At 59.7% G+C, this 22,411-nt stretch carries 19 protein-coding genes; 4 read left to right on the plus strand and 15 right to left on the minus strand.

Going from position 1 to position 22,411, the window contains the following annotated elements; translation table 11 throughout:
- Positions 1-18 precede the first annotated feature (18 nt).
- A complete protein-coding gene (locus tag ABWQ00_RS05805; protein WP_353237734.1) occupies positions 19-1,752 on the plus strand; it encodes a phosphoethanolamine transferase in 1,734 nt (577 codons plus the stop codon).
- 19 nt (positions 1,753-1,771) lie between these two features.
- On the opposite strand, the gene ABWQ00_RS05810 is transcribed toward ABWQ00_RS05805, so the two are convergent.
- The 10 genes from ABWQ00_RS05810 to ABWQ00_RS05855 all read right to left on the minus strand — a co-directional run bounded on the left by ABWQ00_RS05810 (position 1,772) and on the right by ABWQ00_RS05855 (position 10,816).
- Complete coding sequence (locus ABWQ00_RS05810) at positions 1,772-2,158, minus strand: diacylglycerol kinase (protein ID WP_353237735.1); 387 nt, start codon at positions 2,156-2,158, stop codon at positions 1,772-1,774.
- A gap of 152 nt (positions 2,159-2,310) precedes the next feature.
- Positions 2,311-3,267, minus strand: a complete 957-nt coding sequence (locus tag ABWQ00_RS05815) for a type II secretion system F family protein (protein ID WP_353237736.1) — start codon at positions 3,265-3,267, stop codon at positions 2,311-2,313.
- A 31-nt stretch (positions 3,268-3,298) separates the two neighbouring features.
- The gene (locus tag ABWQ00_RS05820) at positions 3,299-4,282 is read right to left on the minus strand and encodes a type II secretion system F family protein (protein WP_353237737.1); all 984 of its coding nucleotides are present in this window, start codon (positions 4,280-4,282) and stop codon (positions 3,299-3,301) included.
- A gap of 3 nt (positions 4,283-4,285) precedes the next feature.
- Positions 4,286-5,617, minus strand: a complete 1,332-nt coding sequence (locus tag ABWQ00_RS05825; RefSeq protein WP_502908084.1) for a TadA family conjugal transfer-associated ATPase — start codon at positions 5,615-5,617, stop codon at positions 4,286-4,288.
- A gap of 150 nt (positions 5,618-5,767) precedes the next feature.
- Positions 5,768-7,003, minus strand: a complete 1,236-nt coding sequence (locus tag ABWQ00_RS05830) for a CpaE/TadZ family protein (RefSeq protein ID WP_353237739.1) — start codon at positions 7,001-7,003, stop codon at positions 5,768-5,770.
- A 10-nt stretch (positions 7,004-7,013) separates the two neighbouring features.
- Positions 7,014-7,469 carry a hypothetical protein gene (locus tag ABWQ00_RS05835; RefSeq protein ID WP_353237740.1) on the minus strand — a complete coding sequence of 152 codons (456 nt, stop codon included), beginning with the start codon at positions 7,467-7,469 and terminating at the stop codon, positions 7,014-7,016.
- Between the two features lie 17 nt (positions 7,470-7,486).
- Positions 7,487-9,082, minus strand: a complete 1,596-nt coding sequence (locus tag ABWQ00_RS05840; protein WP_353237741.1) for a type II and III secretion system protein family protein — start codon at positions 9,080-9,082, stop codon at positions 7,487-7,489.
- Positions 9,083-9,174: 92 nt separating this feature from the next.
- Positions 9,175-10,029 carry a Flp pilus assembly protein CpaB gene (cpaB, locus tag ABWQ00_RS05845; protein WP_353237742.1) on the minus strand — a complete coding sequence of 285 codons (855 nt, stop codon included), beginning with the start codon at positions 10,027-10,029 and terminating at the stop codon, positions 9,175-9,177.
- Positions 10,030-10,058: 29 nt separating this feature from the next.
- A complete protein-coding gene (locus ABWQ00_RS05850) occupies positions 10,059-10,601 on the minus strand; it encodes an A24 family peptidase (RefSeq protein WP_353237743.1) in 543 nt (180 codons plus the stop codon).
- A gap of 32 nt (positions 10,602-10,633) precedes the next feature.
- Positions 10,634-10,816 (minus strand): Flp family type IVb pilin, encoded by a 183-nt coding sequence (locus ABWQ00_RS05855; RefSeq protein ID WP_353237744.1) that lies wholly within the window; start codon positions 10,814-10,816, stop codon positions 10,634-10,636.
- Between the two features lie 295 nt (positions 10,817-11,111).
- Here ABWQ00_RS05855 and ABWQ00_RS05860 point away from each other — a divergent pair, with 295 nt between their 5' ends.
- The 3 genes from ABWQ00_RS05860 to ABWQ00_RS05870 all read left to right on the plus strand — a co-directional run bounded on the left by ABWQ00_RS05860 (position 11,112) and on the right by ABWQ00_RS05870 (position 13,671).
- Entirely contained in the window at positions 11,112-11,639 is a 528-nt protein-coding gene (locus ABWQ00_RS05860; RefSeq protein ID WP_353237745.1) for a TadE/TadG family type IV pilus assembly protein, read from the plus strand.
- Positions 11,640-11,650: 11 nt separating this feature from the next.
- Positions 11,651-12,703, plus strand: a complete 1,053-nt coding sequence (locus tag ABWQ00_RS05865) for a TadG family pilus assembly protein (protein ID WP_353237746.1) — start codon at positions 11,651-11,653, stop codon at positions 12,701-12,703.
- Between the two features lie 113 nt (positions 12,704-12,816).
- Complete coding sequence (locus ABWQ00_RS05870; RefSeq protein ID WP_353237747.1) at positions 12,817-13,671, plus strand: hypothetical protein; 855 nt, start codon at positions 12,817-12,819, stop codon at positions 13,669-13,671.
- 134 nt (positions 13,672-13,805) lie between these two features.
- Here ABWQ00_RS05870 and ABWQ00_RS05875 read toward each other — a convergent pair whose 3' ends face one another.
- The 5 genes from ABWQ00_RS05875 to ABWQ00_RS05895 all read right to left on the minus strand — a co-directional run.
- Positions 13,806-14,546, minus strand: coding sequence for a class II glutamine amidotransferase domain-containing protein (locus ABWQ00_RS05875; protein ID WP_353237748.1), 741 nt, complete (start codon positions 14,544-14,546; stop codon positions 13,806-13,808).
- 17 nt (positions 14,547-14,563) lie between these two features.
- The gene (locus ABWQ00_RS05880; RefSeq protein WP_353237749.1) at positions 14,564-15,790 is read right to left on the minus strand and encodes a beta-barrel domain-containing protein; all 1,227 of its coding nucleotides are present in this window, start codon (positions 15,788-15,790) and stop codon (positions 14,564-14,566) included.
- Positions 15,791-15,807: 17 nt separating this feature from the next.
- Positions 15,808-18,087 (minus strand): type I secretion system permease/ATPase, encoded by a 2,280-nt coding sequence (locus tag ABWQ00_RS05885; RefSeq protein ID WP_353237750.1) that lies wholly within the window; start codon positions 18,085-18,087, stop codon positions 15,808-15,810.
- Between the two features lie 3 nt (positions 18,088-18,090).
- Positions 18,091-19,470 (minus strand): TolC family protein, encoded by a 1,380-nt coding sequence (locus tag ABWQ00_RS05890; protein ID WP_353237751.1) that lies wholly within the window; start codon positions 19,468-19,470, stop codon positions 18,091-18,093.
- Between the two features lie 232 nt (positions 19,471-19,702).
- The coding region (locus ABWQ00_RS05895) for a beta strand repeat-containing protein (RefSeq protein ID WP_353237752.1) at positions 19,703-22,411 on the minus strand (2,709 nt) is incomplete at its 5' end.

Raw genomic sequence — 22,411 nt, forward strand, 5'->3', positions numbered from 1 at the left:
TAAGACTGGGCGCTCAACATGGCGGCTTGTGTTCGCTTTGTGATGCCCATGCCCGCTTATTTCACCGCTTTCCCTGCCTTTTTTCGTCCTTTTTCCAAAGCCTTTCATCGTCCTTGGCATCCCTTGGTTTTGTTGCTGGTATTGGCGCTTTGGTTGACCACCTTGGGCAATGTGCCCTTATGGCGCACGCTGTGGGCTTTGACGGACAGCCATGGCTTGCGCACAGGCTTGGGTCTGTTGGCCATGGGGGTGATTGTTTTCACTGCCACCACCGTGCTCCTGTGTTTGCTGGTGTGGCCCCGTTGGCGCAAACCTGTGGGTGTGGCCTTGCTCATGGTGGCGGCTGCGAACAGTTACTTCATGTCCGCCTATGGGGTGGTCATCGACCCCAGCATGATGGCCAACACGGTGCAGACCGATGTGCGCGAAGTGCGAGATTTGTTGTCGGGGTCGATGGGGGTGGTGTTGATGCTGGGCGTGGTGCTGCCAGGCGTTTGGTGGTGGCGTCAGCCTGTCCAAGAGTGGCCTGCCATGCGCCTGCTCGGCCGCCAGCTGGGCTTGGCATTGCTGGCTTTGGTGCTGATGATGGCGGTCATCTGGGCCTCGTTCCAGGATTTGGCTTCCACCATGCGCAACCACAAATCCTTGCGCTACATGGTCAACCCTTTCAACACGGTTTATGCCAGCGGTCGCTTGCTGGTGGGGCAGACCACCCAGGCACGCATGTCTTTGCAGCCGATGGGTGAAGATGCGGCCGTGGTCTCTTTGGGCGCGGCTGGCGCGCCGCCTTTGATCGTGCTGGTGGTGGGCGAGACCGTGCGGGCAGCCAATTTTGGCTTGGCGGGCTACGCGCGCGACACCACCCCCCAGCTGCGGCAGCTGCAAACCAGCGGTGAGTTGACGTATTTTTCAAACGTGAGGTCTTGCGGAACCAACACCCAAGTCTCTGTGCCCTGCATGTTTTCGCATTTGGGGCGAGAGGCCCAGGCCAAAAACGACATCCCTTATGAAAACCTCTTGGATGTGTTGCAGCGTGCAGGCATGCAGGTGCTGTGGCTGGACAACCAATCCGGTTGCAAAGGGGTGTGCGATCGCGTGCCAAATTCCAGCACCTTGACCTTGAAAGACCCCAAGCTGTGCCCAGATGGCGAATGCTATGACGAAATTTTGCTGCGTGTCTTGCCTGAGCGCTTGGCCGAACTCGAGAAAACACGCCCTCCGGGCAAGGCCCAAGTGGGGACTGTGGTGGTGCTGCACCAGATGGGTAACCACGGCCCAGCCTATTACAAGCGCACGCCGGCCGACATGAAGCTGTACCAACCCGAATGCCGCACCAACGTGCTGCAAGATTGCCCGGCGCAAGAGATTGTCAACGCCTACGACAACGCAGTGCACTACACCGACCATTTTTTAGGACAAACCGTGCGTTGGTTGAAAACCCAGACACGCCCAACGGCCATGCTCTATGTGTCAGACCACGGCGAGTCTTTGGGCGAAAAAGGTTTGTACTTGCATGGCATGCCCTACATGATGGCGCCGCCAGAACAAACCCATGTGCCCATGGCGCTTTGGTTGTCCAAGTCTTTCCAATCACAAAGAGGCTGGGATGGCGCTTGCCTGCAAAAACAGGCCAACCAAGCCTTGTCACACGACCACTACTTCCATTCGGTGCTGTCGTTGGCCCAAGTCAAAACCCGTTGGCAAAAAACCGAGCTGGATTTTTTTGCGGCCTGTAAAGGGCCAGCGGCCTGAGCGCCTTGATCGCTTGAACTCAAGCAAAAAACCAACGCCACAAAGCACTCAGCCAGATACCGCCACACAGCAGCAAGCTGAGCAAAACAGCAGCGCTGGCGGTGTCCTTGGCGCGTTTGGACTGGGCATGCCACTCGGGCCCCACCCGGTCAATGGCCGCCTCGATGCCGGTGTTGAGCAACTCGACCACCAGCACAGCCACAACCACGCCGATCAACAACACCGTCTCGGCCCAGCTTTGACCCAAGTACCAAGCGCCAGGCAAGACCAACACCGCCAAGATGGCTTCTTGCCTGAAAGCGGGCTCGCTCCAGCCGGCCCGCAAACCCTCGATGGAGTAAATCAAAGCGTGCCAAACGCGAGAGAGGCCATGGCGTTTGGGCGAGACAGTGGGTTGGTCGTTCATGTGCGGGGCGGGATTGGATTGCGGCTTGAAGCTTGAGGCCGTGATGTTAACTGGGCCTTATCGCTCCAACAGTATCCGGCACGCGCCAGTTCGCGCATGCAAATCCGATGTGTCAGTCGCAGGACTTCATCACAGACGCTCAGCGCCGCCCCTCAACCCACCTTCACAAAGTGCCGCGCCAGGGTGACCACCACCGGGCCCAGCAGCACGGTGAGCAGAGAGGGGAAGATGCAAAAAATCAGGGGAATCAGCAGTTTGACGGGGAGTTTGGCAGCGGCTTCTTCGGCTCGCAGGCGGCGCTGGGTGCGCAAGCTTTCGGCATAAACCGCCAGCGATTCGGACACGCTGGTGCCAAAGCGGTCGGCCTGGATGAGCATCGACACCATGGCGTCGATGTCTTTGAGGCCCACGCGCTGCGACAGGTTGCGCAGCGCTTCGGCCCGCGAAGACCCGCCCCGCAGGGCCAGCCCGGTGAGGGCAAATTCTTCCGACAAGATGGGACGGGCGTTGCGCATTTCGCGGCCTACACGTTCGATGGCAGCGTCCAGCCCCAGGCCGGCTTGCACGCACAGGCGCAGCAAGTCCAGCGCGTCCGGAAAGGCATGCAGCAGCTCCAGTTGTCTGCGCTGGATGCGCAGTCTGAGCACCACGTCGGGCAGGTAGTAACCGACAGCCGCAGCTGCGACCACAAGGGCCATCCGCAGCATGGTGTTGGCGGGCCAGCCCTGGGCATTCAGCAAGCCCCAAGCCAAGATGGGCAGCATCAGGGTCAGCACGGTTTTGCTGATGAAATAAATCTGCAGCGCCACGGGCGAGCGCCAGCCTGCATTTGCAAAGCGAAGGCGCAGCGCAGAGGGCGTGTCACCTTCGCCGCCCGACAGGCCTGTCGTCCAGGGCCCCAGCCACAGCAGGGCCGACAACAGCCTGGCTTGGGCCCGATGCCAGGCGTTGGTGCGTGTGGTTTGGCCGCTGTTTGGGTTATTGGGGCTGGTCAGACTTTCCAAGCGCTGGCGCCCAGGGTCGGGCAGCCAGCGGCTGAGCACAGCCAAGCTCAGCGTGAGGATCAGGGCGAACACGAGCGCCGCAAAAATCAGGGTGGCAGAGGTCATGGAGGTCTGGGCTTGGGAGGTTAGAGAAAAGTCAAACGCGGATCTGGATCAGACGCCACATCCACAAGATGCCGAAGGCCATCAGGGTCAGCGAGATGTAGACCAGTTGCAAGCCCATCGGGTCGGTCCACAGGCGCGACATGAAGCCGGGGTTGAGCAGGCTCATGCCGGCGGCCAGTGCAAAGGGCAGCAGTGACAAGATGATGGCCGAGATGCGACCTTCGGCCGAGAGCACGCGCACGATGCCCGCGATTTTTTGGCGTTCGCGGATCAGTTGGGCGGTGTTTTTCAATATCTCGGCCAGGTTGCCTCCGGTCTCGCTTTGGATGATCACAGCCACCACAAAGTAGCGCACATCGTCGCTGGCCACCCGCATGGACAAGCCTTGCAGCGCTTGCGTGACGCTGATGCCGAAGTTGATTTCTTCGAACACCGCACGCAACTCGTGCGAGAGCGGGGGCGAACAGTCTTTGGCCGCCACCTGTAGGGCACTGGCAAAGGCGTGGCCGGCTTGCATGGAGCGTGCCATCAGGTCCAGTGCATCGGGAAGGGCTTGGCTGATCAGGGCCATTCGCACCGAGCGGCGGTGTTGCAAGAAGGCGATCAAAAGCATCGGTCCCATCATCGCCACCACCAGGCTCAGCAGCACGGGCCAGCCGAGGCTGGCCCCCAGTGCCAAGGCCAGCAAGACCAGGCCTGCGGCCAGTGACAAGGCCTGCGCCAGGCTGAGCGCCAGACCCGTTTGCAGCAAAAAATAGTCGAATGCCGCCACACCAGGAAAAGTTTGCAGCCCGCGCTCGGCCCATTCCCATTGGCTGAGCATTCGCTTGGGACGCAGTTTGAGCGTGGGCTCTGCCTCATCTATGGGGTCTTTGAGCGTGGCCACTTGCAGCCTTTGCGCCAGGGCTTTTTGACGTGGGTCCAAGTGTTGCCGCCACAGCCCATACAGGCTCCAAACCAGAGCGCCGATGCTCAGGGATGCCAGCGCGGCAAAGATCCAAGAGGGTGTGTTCATGGCTCAGCTCCAGCCTTGGGTCGGTTCGAACAGTTTGTCGCTGAGCGCGATGCCGCGTGTGACCAAGCGTTGCGCAAATTTGGGGCGGATGCCAGTGGCCACAAACTGGCCTTGCACGCGGCCGTCGGGGTTCAGGCCGGTTTGCTCGAACCGGAAAATCTCTTGCATGCTGATGATGTCACCTTCAATGCCCGTGATCTCTTGCAAGCTGGTGATCTTGCGTTGCCCGTCCGACAGGCGCGAGACCTGGATCACGACCGACAGGGCTGCGGCAATTTGCTGGCGCATGGCGCGTGACTCGGCTTTGAGACCGGCCATGCCCAGCATGTGTTCGAGCCGGGTGAGCGCATCGCGTGCCGAATTGGCGTGGATGGTGGTCATTGAGCCGTCGTGCCCGGTGTTCATGGCCTGAAGCATGTCCAGCACTTCGCCGCCGCGCACCTCGCCCATGATGATGCGGTCGGGTCGCATGCGCAGGCTGTTGCGCAGCAGATCGCGCTGCGAGATTTCGCCCTTGCCCTCGATGTTGGGGGGGCGCGTCTCCATGCGCACCACATGAGGTTGCTGCAGCTGCAGTTCAGCCGCGTCTTCGATGGTGATGATGCGTTCATTGGCCGGAATGCTGGCCGACATCACGTTCAGCAGTGTGGTCTTGCCGCTGCCTGTGCCACCCGAGACCAGCACATTCAGTCGTGCCCGCACCAGACCCTGGATCAGCTCGGCCATGCCGTCGGTCAGCGTCCCCATGCTGATGAGGTCCTGCACGCTGAAAGGCACCACCGCAAAACGGCGGATCGACAGCAAAGGTCCGTCGATGGCCAGGGGCGGGATGACCGCGTTCACGCGTGAGCCGTCGGGCAGTCGCGCATCGACCATGGGGCTCATCTCATCCACGCGCCGCCCGATGCGCGAAACGATTCGGTCGATCACCCGCAGCAAATGGGCCTCATTGTCAAACTGCACATCGGTGTGCACGATCTTGCCGTGCCGTTCGGCATAGACCTGAAACGGTCCGTTGACGAGAATGTCCGAGACCGTGGGGTCGGACAACAAGGACTCGATCGGGCCCAGGCCCAGCATCTCATCTTGGATGACTTGGATGATGTGACGTCGCTCGGTTTCGTTGAGCGCCAGTTTGTGGGTGGTGATGAGTTCTTCGGTCAGCGCCTTGAGCTCGGTGCGCAGGCGCTCGGGGGGCATGCTCTCCATGCGCTGCCAGTCCATCAGCGACAGGATTTCCTGGTGGATCCGGGTCTTGATGTCGTCCATCCGCGGGCCGGGTGTCTTGGTGCTCTGGGCTGGGGCGACGGTTGAGATAGGCCCAGGCGAGGGCATCAGAGGTCGGATATCGGGCATATGCACGGGCTGCAGATGCTCGGCGCCCAACAGCGAAGTGGCAGGGCTGGGCGTTTCAAATTGGTAGCGCAGGTTGGGGTTCAAGCATCTCTCCTGTGGGTCAACAACACAATGTTTCAGACGTGCTGTTCAGGCAGTCTGGTCGATCCAGCGCTGCATCCAGTGGCGGTTTTTCAGGGGCGTGCTCTCCAGCAGCACACCTGTGGCCTCACGCAGGGCTTGGATCACAGCGTTGTGGTCGTTCACCACCGACAGCGGCTGACCGATGTGCAGTGACTCGTCCACCCACTCAGGGCCACTGGGAATGCTTTGCTGGACCTTCAGGCCGACGGTCTTCTCCAATTCGCTCAGGCTCACCCAGCCTCTGGGTTTGTAGCGGTTGACCAGCAGGCGAAGCTTGGCTTCGTTCAGTCCCAAGGCGCGCAACATGTTGACCAGCCGCTGCGCGTCGCGTACATCCGGGGTTTGGCTTTGCATGACGATGTAGACCACATCGGCCATGTCCAACACCTTGAGCGTCAAGGCATTCAGGTTGCGGGGCAGGTCGACCACCACATGCTCGTGCTGGTCGCGAACCAGGTTGAGGACTTTCTCGATGTCTTGCGCACTGATGGCCATGGCGTTTTCCAGCGAGTGGGGTGCGGCCAGCAGGTTCAGTTGGGGCGTGACGGCGTGCAGGCAACTGGCCAGCAGCTGCACATCGAGCCGGTCAATTTGCCGCGTCAGGTCGCTCAGGCTGTGCTTGTTGGCCCCGCTTCCCAAGTAAAAAGAGGCATCGCCGCACTGCAGGTCGAGGTCGACAAAGGCGCATTTTTTGCCAAATTCGCTGGCCATGATGTGGGCCATATTGGCCGCTACAAAGCTGGTGCCATTGCCCCCTTTGCAACCCATAAAAGCCACCATTCGGCCCGGGCGCTCTTGCGCCTTGGGGGCCAGCGTTGTGGCCATGCCGCTGCCTTGACCTGCCGGGGCAGCGGGGCGATCGCTCCAGCGCTGCAGGGTCTGCGCCAGATCGGCCGGGTTGAGCGGCAGCGGCAAGACTTCGCGCACGCCCGCACGCATGGCCCGCATCAGCAGGGCTTTGCTGTTGTCTTCGCTCAGCAGCAGCACGTTCAATTGGGGCCGCTGCCTCAGCCAGCCTTCGAGCGCGACCAGGTCATCGCTGGCGATGTGGTCCGGGCTGATGGGGCTGTCCAGCAGCACGATGCTGCCCGGTGGCGCATTGTCCAATGCCTGCAGTGGCGCAAGCAGCCGAGTGCCTGGTGGGCACAGTACGGCACTGGCCAAAGGCAGGGCGTTTTGTTGCAATGTGCTGCGCAGCGTGGTCAGTAGGGTTTCGTTGGAGGCAATCACATGGATGGACATGGCAAACCTTTCAGGGAGCGGTGGCCGCGCCCAAGCCGATGTTGAAGACAGGTGCTGGTGCAGGCGGGGTTTGAAAGCTTTGCTGGTAGCGCGTGACAGCAGACAGAGCCGATACGCCATCGGTGTCCGTCTTGTTGCGCAGCTTGTCGTTGGCCAAGGGGGTGGCGTGGGTGGCGTGGGGACCGGCCCCCCTGCCCATGCCCGGCCCCATGCCGTGGGACATGCCTTGGCCCATTCCACCGTGCGGATGATGGGCAGGGCAGTTCGGCTCAGAGCGCTCGTGTGGGCAGCGCATGGCCACGGGCTGTTGCGCGCCGGGTTCTAGCTGGCTTTGTTGGGCCTGGGCCCGTTGCACGGCCAGGCCAAAGTGTTGGTCCACCATCGTGGGTGGGGTGTCGCAGGCGGTCAGGGCCAGGCTCAGACCGACGATGCTCAAGCAGCGAAGGGGCAGGATCATGAAGTTCATGGCGAGGTTCTCCGGGCTCAAGAGGTGGATGAAGCTGTGGTTTCAGTCGCGGGTTCAGACTGAGCTGCAGGTGTGGACGCATCGTCAGGTGTGACCTCGGGTGTGACTTCGGCCGCGGGTTTGTGTGCAGGTTCAGGCCGTGTTTCGGGCACAGTCTTGGGCAGGGTATCGGGCAGGGTATCGGGCATGGGTGGGCTGGCGGGCGCGGGCATGTGCGCGGGCGGTGTGCCTTCGAGTTGACCTTTCCAGAAGTACTCGCTGCGCTTGGGTGGGATGTAGCTGTCGGTGGGCAGCGCGTAGTTGGGCGGCAAAACGCGGGCCAGGCGCGGCGTTACGACAAACAGCAGCTCGGATTTGTCGGTCTGAAAAGCCGTGCTGCGAAACAGCGGGCCCAAGATGGGCAGTTCGCCCAGAATCGGTAAGGCCTTGATGGTCTGGGTTGCATTGCTCTTGACCAGTCCGCCAATGGCAAAGCTTTCGCCATCACGCAGCTGCACTGTGGTGGAAGCGCTGCGGACCGTGATCAGGGGAAGCAAAGTGCTTTGGCCGTTCAGGTCGCGCACGGTGGCACCCAGCGGTGACAGTTCCGATACCTCGGGCGAAACCTGCAAATTGATCAAGCCGTCTTCCAGCACGGTCGGCAAAAATTTCAGCTTCACCCCAAATTCTTTTTCCACCAGCTGGATGGCGCCAGTGGCATCACGGGTCCTGGGCACCGGAATAAAAATCTTGCCCCCTGCCAAAAATGCGCCTTCTTGCCCACTCACTGCCGTGATGGTGGGCTCTGCCAGGACCTTGACCAGGTCTTTCTTCATTTCAGCCGTCAAGGTGATGGTGCTCAGGCCGTTGGCCCGTGCAGCAGTCAGTGCGGTCGAGCCGGAACTCAAAAAATCGGCCAGCAAGTTGACCGAAGTGCTCCCTATGGTCCGTGTCAGGTTCAGATCTATCCCTAATTCATCCAGCAATTTTCTGGAGACCTCGGCCACCTTGACTTCGAGCATGACTTGTTGCGTGCCGTGCACGCGCAGCAGGTTGATGACTTTCTTGTTGCCATTGAAGGCCTCGGTCAGGGTCATGAGGCGCTGGACTTTCATGCCGTCGCTCACGCGCCCGCTCAGCACCAGGGTGTCGGCCACACTGTCCACGCGCAGGTTTTCGGCACTGGGCACGTACTCGCGCAGTTTGGCGTGCAGGCTTTCGGTGTCGGCACCCACGCTGATGTCGCGCAAGGTGGTGCTGCCCGTGGCGGTCCAGACCAGCAGGTTGGTGTGACCGGATTTTTTGCCCAGCAGGTAAATCTCGCGCGGGTTGATGAGCACCACATCGGCCACATCGGGGTTACCCACGGACAGACGTTCAGCGTTTTCGGACAGCTGCAGCAACATAGATTTTCCGGCCGTCAGGCGCAGGGGCGGGGCCATGATCACCGGGCCTTGGGTTTGTACCTCGGGCTTGCTGGACGATTTGGCCGCGCTGCTTGTGGCGGCCTTGGCAGGGGTGCTTTTGGCCGCAGCAGCAGAGGTGGTGGCGAGAGGGGCCGCGCGTGAGGCTTGGGGCCACACAAAGGCGATGGACAGGGCGAGGGACAGTGTGAGGGGCAGGATGTCTGGCATGGGACTCTCTTTGTTGTTGCGAATGGACTGGCTCCGGGCTGCTGGCGAGTGAGCGTGGGGTGTTGGCTGCATGAGATCAATTCACGATGGGCTCACTCTTGTGACACAGACAGGCCTCTGATCACCTCAAACCGGGCAGGTTCTGGCGCCGGTGGTGCTGCAGGTTCGGCGGTGGGTGTGGAGGGGGGGGCAGGCCTGGCAGCACGCGAGCGCGGCGGCACGGTTTTGGCTGCTGTGGCGACAACCACCGCAGCGGCCACTTGGGGCAGCAAGTCCAGTTTGCGCGCACCGGCCGTTTGCACAGGGATGTTGTCGCTGTGACTGCGCAGCACCAACGACAGGGTGCCCACGCTGCGTGCCAAGTCAATTTGTTCGGCCTGTTGCGGGCTGACTTGCAAGGTCACGGCATTGACCACGCGGGGTTTGCTCTCGTTGGTGGACACGTCTTGCGCCACCGCCAGCACCTGGATGCGTTCAATCACGATTTTGGAGACCGGCTGGTTCTGGCTGTCGGGCGTGTTGACCATCACGTCTACAAAATTGCCAGGCAGCGCAAAACCGGCCACACCCACGATTTCATTGACCTTCACGGTGACCGCGCGTTGCCCGGGCGCGAGCACCGAGGACAAGCCCCCTTTCTCACCCACAGGCGCGAGCTTGCTTTGCAGCAAAGGCTCGCCGCGCAGCACCGGCATGTGGATGACGCGGCCCACCGCTTGGTCGAGCGTGGTCAAGGGGTCCTGAATGGCGGCCGCTTTGGGCCAGGCCAGGGTTTGCAGCATGTCCGGTTGAAGCCGGGTGCCCATTTGCAAATCGCGCTGGGCCACGATCACTTGCAAGGTGTTGGAAGCGCTTTGCTGTTGCAACCAACTGGCGGCATAAGCGGCGGCCGCCAAGCCCAACACCAAGGCCAGCAGCAGCGCACCCAAGGGACGAATGTTTCTCATGGAAGGAAGTCCTTGCAAGGCAAAAAAATTCACGAAAAAGGCCAGAGCTTGAGCACATGCACCGCAGTGCCCGCGCCAATTGCCAAGGCGTAAGGCAGGCGTGTTGTGCCCACCGGAAAGGCTGTGCGCTCAGCGCTTGGCCCGTGTTGGCGGCTGAGCCAAAGTTGTGTGAAACCGGTGCTCAGGTTGTGCAGGGTCTGGCCCAGTTGGCCGCTGAACAGCGCCCAAGCGATGGACAGCAAGCCCCCGGTCAGCAAGATGAGCAGGTTGACCCACAGCATGTCGGGGAACCCCACAAACAGGCCTGTGGCGGCAGCCAACTTCACGTCGCCAGCGCCCACGGCCCGCAAGAGGTAGAACACCAGAAAGCCTAAAAAACCCACCAAGCCCCCCGCAAGCGCCGAACCCAGGCCAATGCCATGGGACGACAGTGACAGCCCGATGGCGGTCAAGCTGCCCCACAACACCAGCGTGTTGGGTATGCGGCGCGTTGCGGTGTCGTGCCACATGGCCGCCAAAAGCATGGCGGCCAGTGCGGCCAGATGTGTCCAGTCAAAAAGGCTGAGGGGCATGGGGTGCAGGAGCTAGGGTGAACCTGGACGATTTACGCCGCCGGGGTAAGCCTGTCTGCGATATCGTTGAACAAGTTGTTCAACGATCCACCCAGAGCACCTGCTCCCACAGTAATCGCCAATGCGATCAACGAAGCAAGCAGGCCGTATTCGATGGCAGTCGCACCATCTTCGTCGGCCCAGAATGTCTTGAAAGATTGAGAAAAGTTTTTCATTTGCTAACTCCAGATTTGAAAAGTTGAGGTGAGCTTCAAGCCCGTCTTCGAACTGCACGCAACAGGGTTGTTTTCGTGCAGTGGCTTTGGGGCTTTGCAGCGGTTGGAATGTTTTCAAACCGCCAGGTCACTTTAAAAAATCAATGCGCTTTGCACAGTGCGTTAAAGCACCAAAGTGTGGGTTTCGTGTTCATGCAGCGATCGCCGTGCGCCAGCGCACCGAAACAAGCCGCGCGCATCTTTAAGGTGGGGTTTTTGCATTTGCCCCATCCGGGCCCATTTCAGGAGATCGCCCATGACTTGGTTTCAGGACCCCGCACGCAAGGCCCGAGGGTTTCAAAAAACGAGGATGCATTCGAGCTTTGCAGGCGCTGCCTCTGACCTTCGCGCTGCAGGACGACAAGGCGACAAAAAACAAGCCCAGCAGCGCGGTGCGGCCGTGGTCGAGTTCGCACTCATCCTGCCCATCTTGCTGGCCCTGCTGGTGGGCGGCATCGATGCGAGCCTGGCTTTTTACGACAAAGCGGTGATCACCAACGCCAGTCGCGAAGGCGCACGCGCGGGCATCGTGGCACGCAACCCCTTACTCACCGATGCGCAAATTCGGCAGGTCGTCAGCCAATATGCCCAAGGGGCACTGGTCAGCTTTGGGAGCAACCCGGCACCACCCAATGTGCTCATTCAAAAGGGCAGCTTAGGCGGTGACCCCACGCTACAGGTCACGGTGAGCTACACCTTTCAAGGCATTGGTTTAGGCAGCCTGCTGCAGAGGCTGGGCCAGCCCATGGTGTTGCAGGCCACCACAGTGATGGTTTACGAGTAAAGGGCATGGTGATGAAAAAAATCAAACTGTTTTCCAAATCTCAAAAAGGAGCGGTCAGCGTGCTGGTGGCGCTGACTTTGCCAGTGTTGTTGGGAGCAGGGGCCTTGGCGGTTGACCTGGCTTATTTGCATGTGGTGCGCAACGAGTTGCAAAACGACGCCGACGCAGCAGCGCTGGCCGGGGCTCGCAAGCTCTACACCAACGGGGGCTCGGTGCTGAACTGGTCGGGTGCTGCCAACACGGCCAGCAGCGCCATCGCCCTCAACCGAGCCGCAGGTGACGGACTGTCCAACGGCCTGGTGCAAACCGGTTACTGGGACACGACCCAGATGGCGACGGGTTTGCAAGGTTTGCCCATGACACCGAGTGCCAACGATGCGCCTGCCGTGCAGGTGACTGTAGGCAAAAGCGAGGGGCAGAACCTGGGTCCGGTGCGTACCTTTTTGGCCAGCTTCTGGGGCGTGTATGCCAAGCCAGTGCAGGTTACGGCTGTGGCGGGGGTGAGCAGTCCGGGCGTCATCCAGCCAGGCGGATTGTTCCCATTGGCCGTTTCAAAATGCTTGTATGACAAATTTTGGAACATGAGTGCGCAGCCTCCAGCACCGCTGGTGGACCCCCTGACGGGCAAGGTACCTGAGTTCCAACTTGGCCCTTCATATCCTGGGGCAAACTGTGAAGCAGCACAGTGGACATCACTGAACATTCAAGCCTCTGGGGCCAATGCCATCGAAAAAATGATTGAGGATGGCAACCCGATCAGCATGTCGGTGGGCGACAAGGCTTGGATTCAAACGGGCGTCAAAAACAGCTTGTACACCGATGTCAAAAGATGCAGCGCAGCGGGCAATAAGACGTGTGAGTTTGTGGTGGTGCCCACACTGGCCAATGTGGTCCCGGGGACTTCGGCCACGATCGTTGGCTTTGCCTGTATGCAGTTCCTGAACGCTTTTGGTGGCAATAACCCCTACATCCTCGCCAAAATGAGCAACCAATGTCCGCCGCCTCTCTCTGGTGGTGTGGGGCCCAACTACGGCGTTATCTCGCAGCCGAGTTTGTTCAAGTGATCCTTTTTGTCGTTCGATGGTGCGGTGCGATACAGACTGGCCCGCGCTGATCCTTGAGCATGCAGGTGTTGTGTCTTCCTCACCTCAACCTTCCCCATGAAAGAGAGAAATCGATGAGTCCAGTGTTTGCATTAAACAAGTGGCCCCACGCCTTGCGTGCCACATCGGCGGTGTCTGTCGCAGTGTCCGCAGCGATCATGTTGCTCGGCTGTGGCGGCGAGGGCGGCGGTGGCATCTCGGCCAACAGCGGCTCTCAGGTGCTGCTCAAGGCCGGAGAATCTACGGTGGTGGCGGGCACACTGGAGAGTGTCAAGTACCGTTTGACTTCCATGTCTTGGTCCGTGTTGCCTTTGGCGGCCAACAACCCGGTGCTGTCCTTGTCCAATGAAAACTGTGCCATCGCAGAAAAAAGTGACATGCTGACGCCAACGCCCGGCACCAACAGTTCACCGGCAGGTTCGGGTGGCAGCACTTGGGGGTGCAATCTGGTGGTCTCTGCCGAAGCCAAGATGATCACCGCAGATGCGGATTACGAGTTGGTGCTGGCGGGTGTCAACGAGGTCGGGCAACGGGTGACTTACAAGCGGGCTTTGCGTGTGCAGCCCAATCCAGACATCAACACCTTGGTCCCGGTCACAGGCTATTTGAAGGGCATGACCATTCAACCCGTGGCAAGCGTCTGCAAACCCGGAGCGGCGCTTTCATTGCAGGCACAAGGCATTGACACCAGCAACCCTACTTTCAATTACCGCTGGCGCATCGTTCAGGGGCCTGATGTGGTGCTGGCTGGGGCCGACAAGCCAACGGTCGGTTTGATCCTGCCCCAGGTGAGTGTGTCGACGATCATGGTGATTCAGCTCGAAGCCAGCACCACGGCCATCACACCTGAAAACACAGCGGTGTACATGACTCAGGCAGTGGTTCATGTCAATCCAACGACTGTAGAACCGACTTGTACAGCCTATTAACGCCAATTGAGCCAGTGTGTGGCCAGACAGGGCGATCAAGCCCTGGCTGGCCTCAGGTCTCATGCGTGGCATTCGTGCCATGCGTGCCATGCGTGCCGTGAGGGCGGTGCGTATCCGTCCTTTCGGCTCGCCCATCAGGCATGGAGGTGGTGCGAAACACCGTCTTTGTGCGGGTAAATCTCAAGCACATTGCCCGTGCGTAAAGAGTTCAGTGCAGATGCGCCTGGCAGCAGGGCTGATTTCTCGCTGCTCCAGCCCCCATGTTCCGGACCTTGGCTCCAATAAAGCGGTGCATCACGTTGCACGGCAAACAAGCGTTCGGGTTGACCATGGAACATCACGCCCATTGCCACAGGCCCTGCCAGCAGGCCCATGGCCCGGTGCAAGGTTTGTGCCGGTTGCCCTTGGTGGATGGCGTCGATCAGGTGGGCAATGACTTCGGTGTCGCTCTGGCTTTTGAAACGGTAGCCTCGATCCAGCAAGACCTCACGCAAGGCTTGCTGGTTGTGCAGACTGCCGTGGTGCACCACGGCCACACGTGCCGGGCTGTTGAGCGTGGCTTGCGGGCCATGGCTGATGTGGGGCAGGGCTTGGGGCATGAGCCGGCTGCCCAGCAGGGCCTGCTGGCCTGAGTAGGCCAGGCCGGCACGACCTTGCAGGCGCTGCAAGGCATTGTCGACATCTTGGGCTTGCCATTGGGATACCCCTGTTGTCCAGCGTTGACGGTGCAGGTCAGGGGGCAGATCTTTGTATTTCTGTTGGCCATACACCGCCAGGCCGCAGGTGTTGTGACCGGCTTGATCCAAATGCTGTAAGCCCCGAACCAGTCGGGGAACGATGTTGCTGGTGGCCACCAGGCCTGCGATACCGCTCATGCTCTGGGCTCCTGCACTCAACGTTCGCGCAAGGCTTGTGTCATCGCTTGCAAAGGCCTGAGCAAATACTCCAGCACGGTTTTCTGGCCGGTCTTGATTTCCACGGTGGCGGTCATGCCCGGCGTGGCGTTCATCTGCATGCCGTGCCGCTCCAGGCGTTGGTCGACGATGCGCACCAGAATGCGGTAATAACCTTCTTCCAGATCGACTGGCGCGTTGCCTGGTTTTCGGGGCTTGTTTTCATCGCGCAAGGTGTCGGGGCTGATGTGGTCCAGCACTGCCTCCAGACCGCCATATTTGTTGAAGTCATAGGCACTCAGCTTGACCACGGCGGCTTGGTTCACTCTGAGGAAGGCCACTTCAGAGGGTTTCACATAAGCTTCCACCAGCATGTTGTCTTGCACAGGCACGATCTCCAGAATGGTTTGACCGCTCTGGATGACAGCGCCCAAGGTCGTTTGCTGAACGTTTTTCACAATCCCGTCCATCGGTGCCTTGATCACGGTTTTCTTGAACGCATCTTCGCGGGCAAGGGTGTTTTCCCGTGTTTGTGACAGCTCGGATTCCACCCTTACCCACTCATTGCTGGCATCGGTCAGGTAACGATTGCGTCGTTCGGCCATGCGCGATTGCATGTCGGCATATTGACGCTTGAGGCGCAGCAACTCGACTTCAGACATCACGCCTTGCTCAACCAAGGGCTCGGTCAGGCTGAGCTCTCTGGACAGCTGCGACAAGGACTGCTGCATGGCCGCCATTTCTTCGTTGAGAGCCTGTTTGCGCGCGAGGTAGGCTTGGGTTTCTCGCCGCACCACCGAAGCTTGGTTTTTCACATGGTTCGGAAATTGAATGGCCGTGCCATAGGCTTCTGCCTGCAGCCGCGCCGCTTGCGCCGAAAGGGCGATCCATTTCTCTCTGGCCTCGCGAAACATCGGCCCTGAGCGGGCATCATCGATGCGCAGCAAGACCTGGTCTTTGACCACCGCATCACCCTCACGCACCAGCAACTCGGCCAGCACGCCGGAGTCCAGGCTCTGGATCACTTGCTCTCGGCTCGAAGGAATCACCTTGCCCGTACCGCGTGTGATCTCCTCCAAGTCGAAAGACGCTGCCCACAACAGCGCAGCAATCAGCGCAAACCCGATGATGGCCACCAGTTTGCGGCTGGTGCGGCGTTCGTCGTCTTCGATGCTCGATCCAGAGGCGTATTGGGATGGCTTGTGATTTTTTTGGAAGGTGGACATCTTGATTCCTGAAATCTTCAAACAGCGGCGGGGGCCACAGGCGGGTTCGGTGTTGCCGTTTCAGCAGCGGTTTGGGCTGCTGTGCGGGAAGGCTTGACGGCCATGGGTTTCTTGCGAACCCCGGTGGAGAGCTTCTTAAGAACCTCGTCACGCGGACCTTCGATCAGAACCTGACCCTGATCGACCAGGGCGATGCGCTCAACCCAAATCAGTAACTGCAGCCGATGGGTTGACAACACCAAGGTGCGGCCCTTCAGCCACGTTCCCAAAACCTCAATCACTTTGGCTTCGGTGGTTTGGTCCATCATGGAGGTGGGCTCGTCCAGAAAAACCAGCGCCGGGTCGCGCAGCATCATTCGGGCGATCGCCAGCAACTGGCGTTGACCACCTGACAAGCCTCCGCCCGCCTCGGTCAGGGGCATGTCCAGACCTCGGGGGTGGCTGGCCACCAAGCTGTACATGTCCAGTTTTTGCAGCACCTCGATGATCCTGGCATCACTGATCCAGCTGTCCGACAGCACCAGGTTGTCGCGGAGGGACCCCTGGAAAAGCTGCGCCTCTTGGCTGACGTAGCCCAGTCGGCTGCGCAACTCGGCAGGTTCGATTTGCTGCAGGTCTACCCCGTCGATCGAGACACGCCCGCCCAGCGGTGTGTATAGGCCCGAGAGCAAGCGCAGCAAGGTGCTTTTGCCGCTCCCTATTCGGCCCAAAAGTGCCACATGCTCGCCGGCTGCCAAATGAACAGACAGATTGCGGATCACCGGGATCTGGTGTTCGCCTGGGTAGGCAAATTCCAGATTTTCAGCACGCAGGTCGCCCACGATTTTTTCCGGCACCACATAACGGCGTTCGCCATCGCGATCGCGTGGTCTTTTCATCAGGGCATCCAGCGTGTCCAGCGCGCTGCGAGCTTGCTGGTAGCGTGCGGCCAGTGACATGATGCTGCCCAAAGGCGAGATGGCCCTTCCCGCCAGAATGACCGATGCAATCAGGCCACCGAGGGTGAGGGCGTTGTCGCCAATGAGGTACACGCCATAAACCACCATGCCCACCGTCACCAGCTGTTGCATGGAGGCCGTCAGGCCCAGCATCAAATTGGTGAGTGAGCGGGTTTGTTTGTACGAATCGGTCGCTGCCAAATTGGCGTTTTCCCAGCGTCTTTGCAAATAGCTTTCGGCGTTGTGGGCCTTGAGCATTTCCAAATTGAGCAGCGATTCGACCAACACGCTTTGCTTGTCGCCACTTTCCTTCATGTTCTCGCGCATGGCCCGCATCAGGGGCTTTTGCGCCCACAGGCCCACGATCACCAGAATCGGTACGGCTGCTGCGGGTATCCAAGCCAGGGGGCCACCAATGATGCCGATCAGGAGGATGAACAACACGATGAACGGCATGTCGACCACCAACACCATCGAAGCCGATGACATGAAATCTCTCAAGGATTCAAAGTCACGCATGGAGCTGGCAAAAATACCGATCGACTGTGGTCGGTGTTCCAGTCGGATGGTCATGATCTCGCGCAGCAGCATGGCGTTCAGACTCAAGTCAGCCTTACGGCCTGCCAGATCGACCAGTCGCGCCTTGAGCCAGCGCGTACCGAATTCCAGCAAAATCGCCACGGTGGTGCCAATGGCCAGGGTCCAAAGCGAGGTGTAGGCCTGTGTAGGCACCACACGGTCGTACACGTTCATGGCAAAGAAAATGGTGGCCAGCGTGAGCACATTGGCCACCACGGCGGCCATGATGGACTCGATGTAAAACCCTTTGAAGCGCCGCACCGTGTTCCAGAACCAGCCCAGAGCTTCACCACTGAAGGGCACCAACTGATGGGCCGATGTTTGTTGAGCGGGTTTGACCACCAAAATTTCACCATAGGCCAAGCGTTGCAACTCGTCCATGGACATGGCGATTTCGGTCATGCCGGTGTCTGCCATCAGGACTTTGACCGTTTGCCCGGCCACGGACACCAGCACGGCTGCCCGACCATCCACGAAAGGGACGATGACCGGTAGCACATAACTGGGTAACTGATGCAGTTCAGTGCGTGACCAGACGGCGATCATGCCGTGCAATCGGGCCAGATCGGGGTAGGCATTCATGGGAATTCGCCCTTCCTCATCCAACGCAAAACCGGCCCGCAGCGCCGAGAGATGCACCTCGCGGTCAATCCGTTTGGCGGTCAAGGCCAGACAAACCAGCAAGGGGTCACGTTCGTGGGGGGTGACGCTGGCTGAGGGCATGGTCGGTTCACTGAACAGACTTTTGGCACCGGGTGCTTGAAACGAAATGGCGTCCATCGATTACTCCAGATTTGAGGGGGGCGTTGACTCAGGTTCAGCGGGTGTCATGGCCTGAACACGGAGCACAGGGGTGGTGTTGGTGGACGGGGGATGGCTATCGGTGGTCTGATGCAGTGCCAACGGCGCGACTGCAGAAGCTGCAACTGAGTAGGCGTTGGCCAGTTGTCCCAGATTGGCCAAGATCCGCACCTGTGACAGGCGCGATTCATTCAGGGCGTTGGCCGCATTGCTTTTGTAGGTGTAGAGATCACTCTGAATGTTCAACAAATCCAGCAAAGAGCGACGTCCTACACGGAACTGCTGTTCATAGCCCAAAGCCAGACTTTGCGCGGTGCGTGTTTGTTCTCTTCCCATGTCGGCACGTTGCCCAGACAGTTGCCAACTGGCCCAAGATGAAGCCAGTTGTTCATTGAGAGTCAGTCGTGCTTCCACCAGGTCCGCATCCAGTGATTGGAGATTGGCCATGGCCACGCCCACTGCACCACGCGCGGTGCCGCCGTCGATCAAGGGCACGTTCAATTGAAGCTGCGTGACGAACTGGCCTTGGGCCAATCCGGGTATGGTTGATTTCGCATGGGAGATGTTGACGGTGGGCAAGCCTTGTGCCTGGGCATAACGCACACTGGCCTGAGCAGCCTCACGTTGCGCCAGCAGCCTGCCGATCACCGGATGCTGATCATTGAGTTCAGCCTGTGCCTGAGCCAAGGTTTGGTAAGGGATGGCGGGGGAAAATTCAAGGCCACTGGGCTCGGCGGGGGCAGGCGCCATGATCATCCGTGCGAGGCGCTCAGCCGCCACACGCAGTTCGATCTCGCTTCTGATCATGCTCAACTTGGCGTTGTCAAAACGCACCTGTGCTTGGTTCAGATCGATGCGGCGGCCTGGGTCGACTTGGGTGATGATTTTGAAATCATTCAGAATTTTTTCATGGGCCCCCAGGTTTTCCGTCGCCAATAGATAAACCCGTTTTTGATGCGCCCATTGCAAATAGGCCTCGCTGGTGATCAGTGCCACATCGTCACGGTTGATGTATTCCTGCTTTTGACTGGCTTTGGCTTGGGCTTGCGAGCGTTCCACATCGGATTGAATGCGGCCGCCAGACCACAGATTCAGGCTCAGCACCGGCGTCTGGATCCAGCGGTTGGGCAGACCATCGCTGCGGTAGTCGTTATAGGTCCCGGACCATGAAAGTTGTGGCCAATGTGCGCCTTTGGCTCTGGTGATGTCTGATCTCGCAGCTTCGGTTTTATAGCGTGATGCTGCGATGCTGGGGTAATGCTCCAAAGCCATCAATACGGCCTCTTGAAGACTTTGCGACCAGCATCCCATGGGCAACCAGAGTGCAGCCAAACAAACGATGCCTTTTTTCAATGGGCGCATAAAACTCCTGTTTTTATATTGAATGGCTTGCAAGTCAGCGTGAGAGATGTCGTCACCATGGCTTTTTTCCAGCTTAGTGAAATCAGTGGATGCCGCACATCCCTTCAAACCGATAGTGGCGCTACCGAAAAAGCAGTAAGCATGAAAAAAAACGGACAAGCCGTGAGGCTTGCCCGTGGAACATGCGTTCCCCTTGTCGGTGTCAGGGGTTCATGTTGTTCAATGTGTCAACTCACACACCCAGGTAGTAGGCGTTGTCGATGTCCAGCACCAAAGGCATGCCGGCCACTGCCACTGCGGCATCTCCGGACTGCTGACCCTCGGCCCATGCAGCACCGATGAAGATGAACTCTGCGGAGGTACCCACAGCCAAACTTCCGAACGAATAAGCGGTGCCCGCCGCAGCGCCGTTCAGGTCGTACACCGCATCGGTCAAGGTAACGTCTCCAAGCGAGATGTTGCCGGTGTTGCTCACGGTGTATCGGAACTGCGGATCGATGCCCGAGCTGGAAGAGAGCAGCGGGCCGGTTTCGCTGTTCGCATCCAGCCAAGTGGCGCCGTTGTCCACCGACACATACTTGGTCAGATCAATGCCAGGTTGGTAGACCACCGTGACGCTTTCCGAGTCCACAAAAGCAGGTGTTTCGCTGGTGTCTGCAGTGGCGGTGTTGGTGAGCACCCCATCCCCTCCGGCATTGCTGTCCAGATCGGCCTGGGTCAGCACATAGCTGGAGTTGTAGACCACCGTGGCGCCAGGTGCAAGCGAGGCCAGCGACTCGCTCATGCCGGTCAGGTCATCCACCACCGTCAGGTTGGTCAAGGTCACGCTGCCCTCGTTCTTGACGGTAAAGACATAGTTCAAGACGTCACCTGCGGCATCGGCGAGGGAGTTTCCGTTGCCTCCATCGATGTTCACAATGCGCTTGTCAAACGCCATGCCGATGGTGCGCAGGATCGGGACCGATTCAATGTCACTGATGGGTGTGGTCTGGGCCGAGTCGGCGATGGCAATGTTGTCGATGTAACCATCACCGCCGCCGTTGTTGTCCAGATCGGCCTGGGTCAGCGTGTAGCTGGTCAGGTAGGTCTGGGTTTGGCCGGGGATTAGGGTCAGACCCGTTGCCGTCAGGCCGGTCAGCGGTTCATTGACAGATACTCCGGTCAAGGTCACGTTGCTCGGGTTGGCCACCACAATGCGGTAGTTCAGCACATCGCCCACGGCATCGACCAGGTTGTTGCCATTGCCGCCGGTGACATTGAGGTAGGCCTTGTCCAAGAACAGCACCGGGGTGCGGATCAGTTGCACTGTCTCGTTGTCCTGCGTGGCCAGGGTCTGGTCCGAATCCACCGTGGTGGAGTTCTCGATGTAACCATCGCCGCCACCGTTGCTGTCCAGATCGGCCTGGGTCAGCGTGTAGCTGGTCAGGTAGTTCTGGTTGGCGCCGGGGGCCAAGGAGGCAATCGTCTGGCTCAGTCCTGTCAAGTCATCAAAGACGGTGACATTGGTCAGGGTGACCGTGCCCGCATTGAACACGTTGATGGAGTAGTTCAGCAGCTCACCGGCCTGGTCCGCAAAGCCGTTGTTGTTGCCACCGGTCACGCCCGTGACGCTCTTGTTGACACCCAATCCGATGGAGCGCAGCAATGGGCTGGATTCGGTGTCCGACAGCGAAGCAGTCTGATCCGAATCGGCCGTGGCTGTGTTGTCGTGGTAGCCGTCGCCATCGCCGTTGCTGTCCACATCGGCTTGGGTCAGGGTGTAGGTGGAGCTGAACACCGCTGTTTCGCCGGGTAACAGGGTCACACCCGTGATGTTCAGGCCGGTGGAGGGGTCCAGCACCGACACGCCAGTCAAGGTGATGTTGCCTTCGTTGGCCACAGTGGCGTTGTACAACAGCACGTCGCCAGCAGCATCCACGATGGTGTTGCCGTTGCCGCCGGACACGCTCACCAAGGCTTTGTTCAGCGACAAGGAAGGGCGTGGCAGCAACTGAATCGGCTCAAAATCGCTGACGGGACCCGTTTGTGCGCTGTCGGCCGTGGCGGTGTTCTCGATGTAGCCATCGCCACCGCCATTGCTGTTCAGGTCCAGCTGAGTCAGCGTGTAGCTGGTCAAGAAGACCTGACTTTGCCCGGGGGACAAGGTCACACCTGCCGCATTGAACCCAGTGAGGACGTCGGTGACGGTCACATCGGTCAGGGTCATGTTGCCGGGGTTGGACACCGTGATGGTGTAGTTGAGCTGATCGCCGGGGGCGTCGGCAGCGATGTTGCCGTTGCCACCGGTGATGCTGGCAATGGCTTTGTCCACGGCAATGGCGGGGGCCTGTTCCACGCGGATAGAAGCATCGTCGGTATCAGGGTCCGTCTGCTCAGAGTCGGCAGTGGCCAAGTTGACGATGGGCGCACCTGCGTCAATCTCGGCTTGCGTGACGACATGGCTGGCGGTGTAAGACCAGGTCTCACCCACATCCAGCTCGCCATCTTCAGAAGCGGCGTCAACGACCAGGGTGGGGGCTCCGATGAAGGGATCGCTCACCACCACACCGGTGAGCGTCTGGTTGCCGGTGTTTTGCACGCTGATGGCGTAGTTGATGACTTCGCCTGCAGCGTTGGCAGTGCCGCCAGCGACAGAAGCTTCTTTGACGATGTTGAGGGCGGGTGCCTGCTCTACGGCAATCGAAGCGTCGTCGGAATCAGGGCCTGACTGCACAGAGTCAGCAGTGGCCAAGTTGACGATGGGCGCACCTGCGTCAATCTCGGCTTGCGTGACGACATGGCTGGCGGTGTAAGACCAGGTCTCACCCACATCCAGTTCGCCATCGGCAGAAGCGGCGTCAGCGACCAGCGCGAGGTTACTGATGAACGGGTCAGAGACGACCACACCGGTGAGCGTTTGGTTGCCGGTGTTTTGCACGCTGATGGCGTAGTTGATGACTTC

This window comes from Limnohabitans sp. (genome assembly GCF_040400975.1).
Taxonomy (GTDB): Bacteria; Pseudomonadota; Gammaproteobacteria; order Burkholderiales; family Burkholderiaceae_C; genus Limnohabitans_A.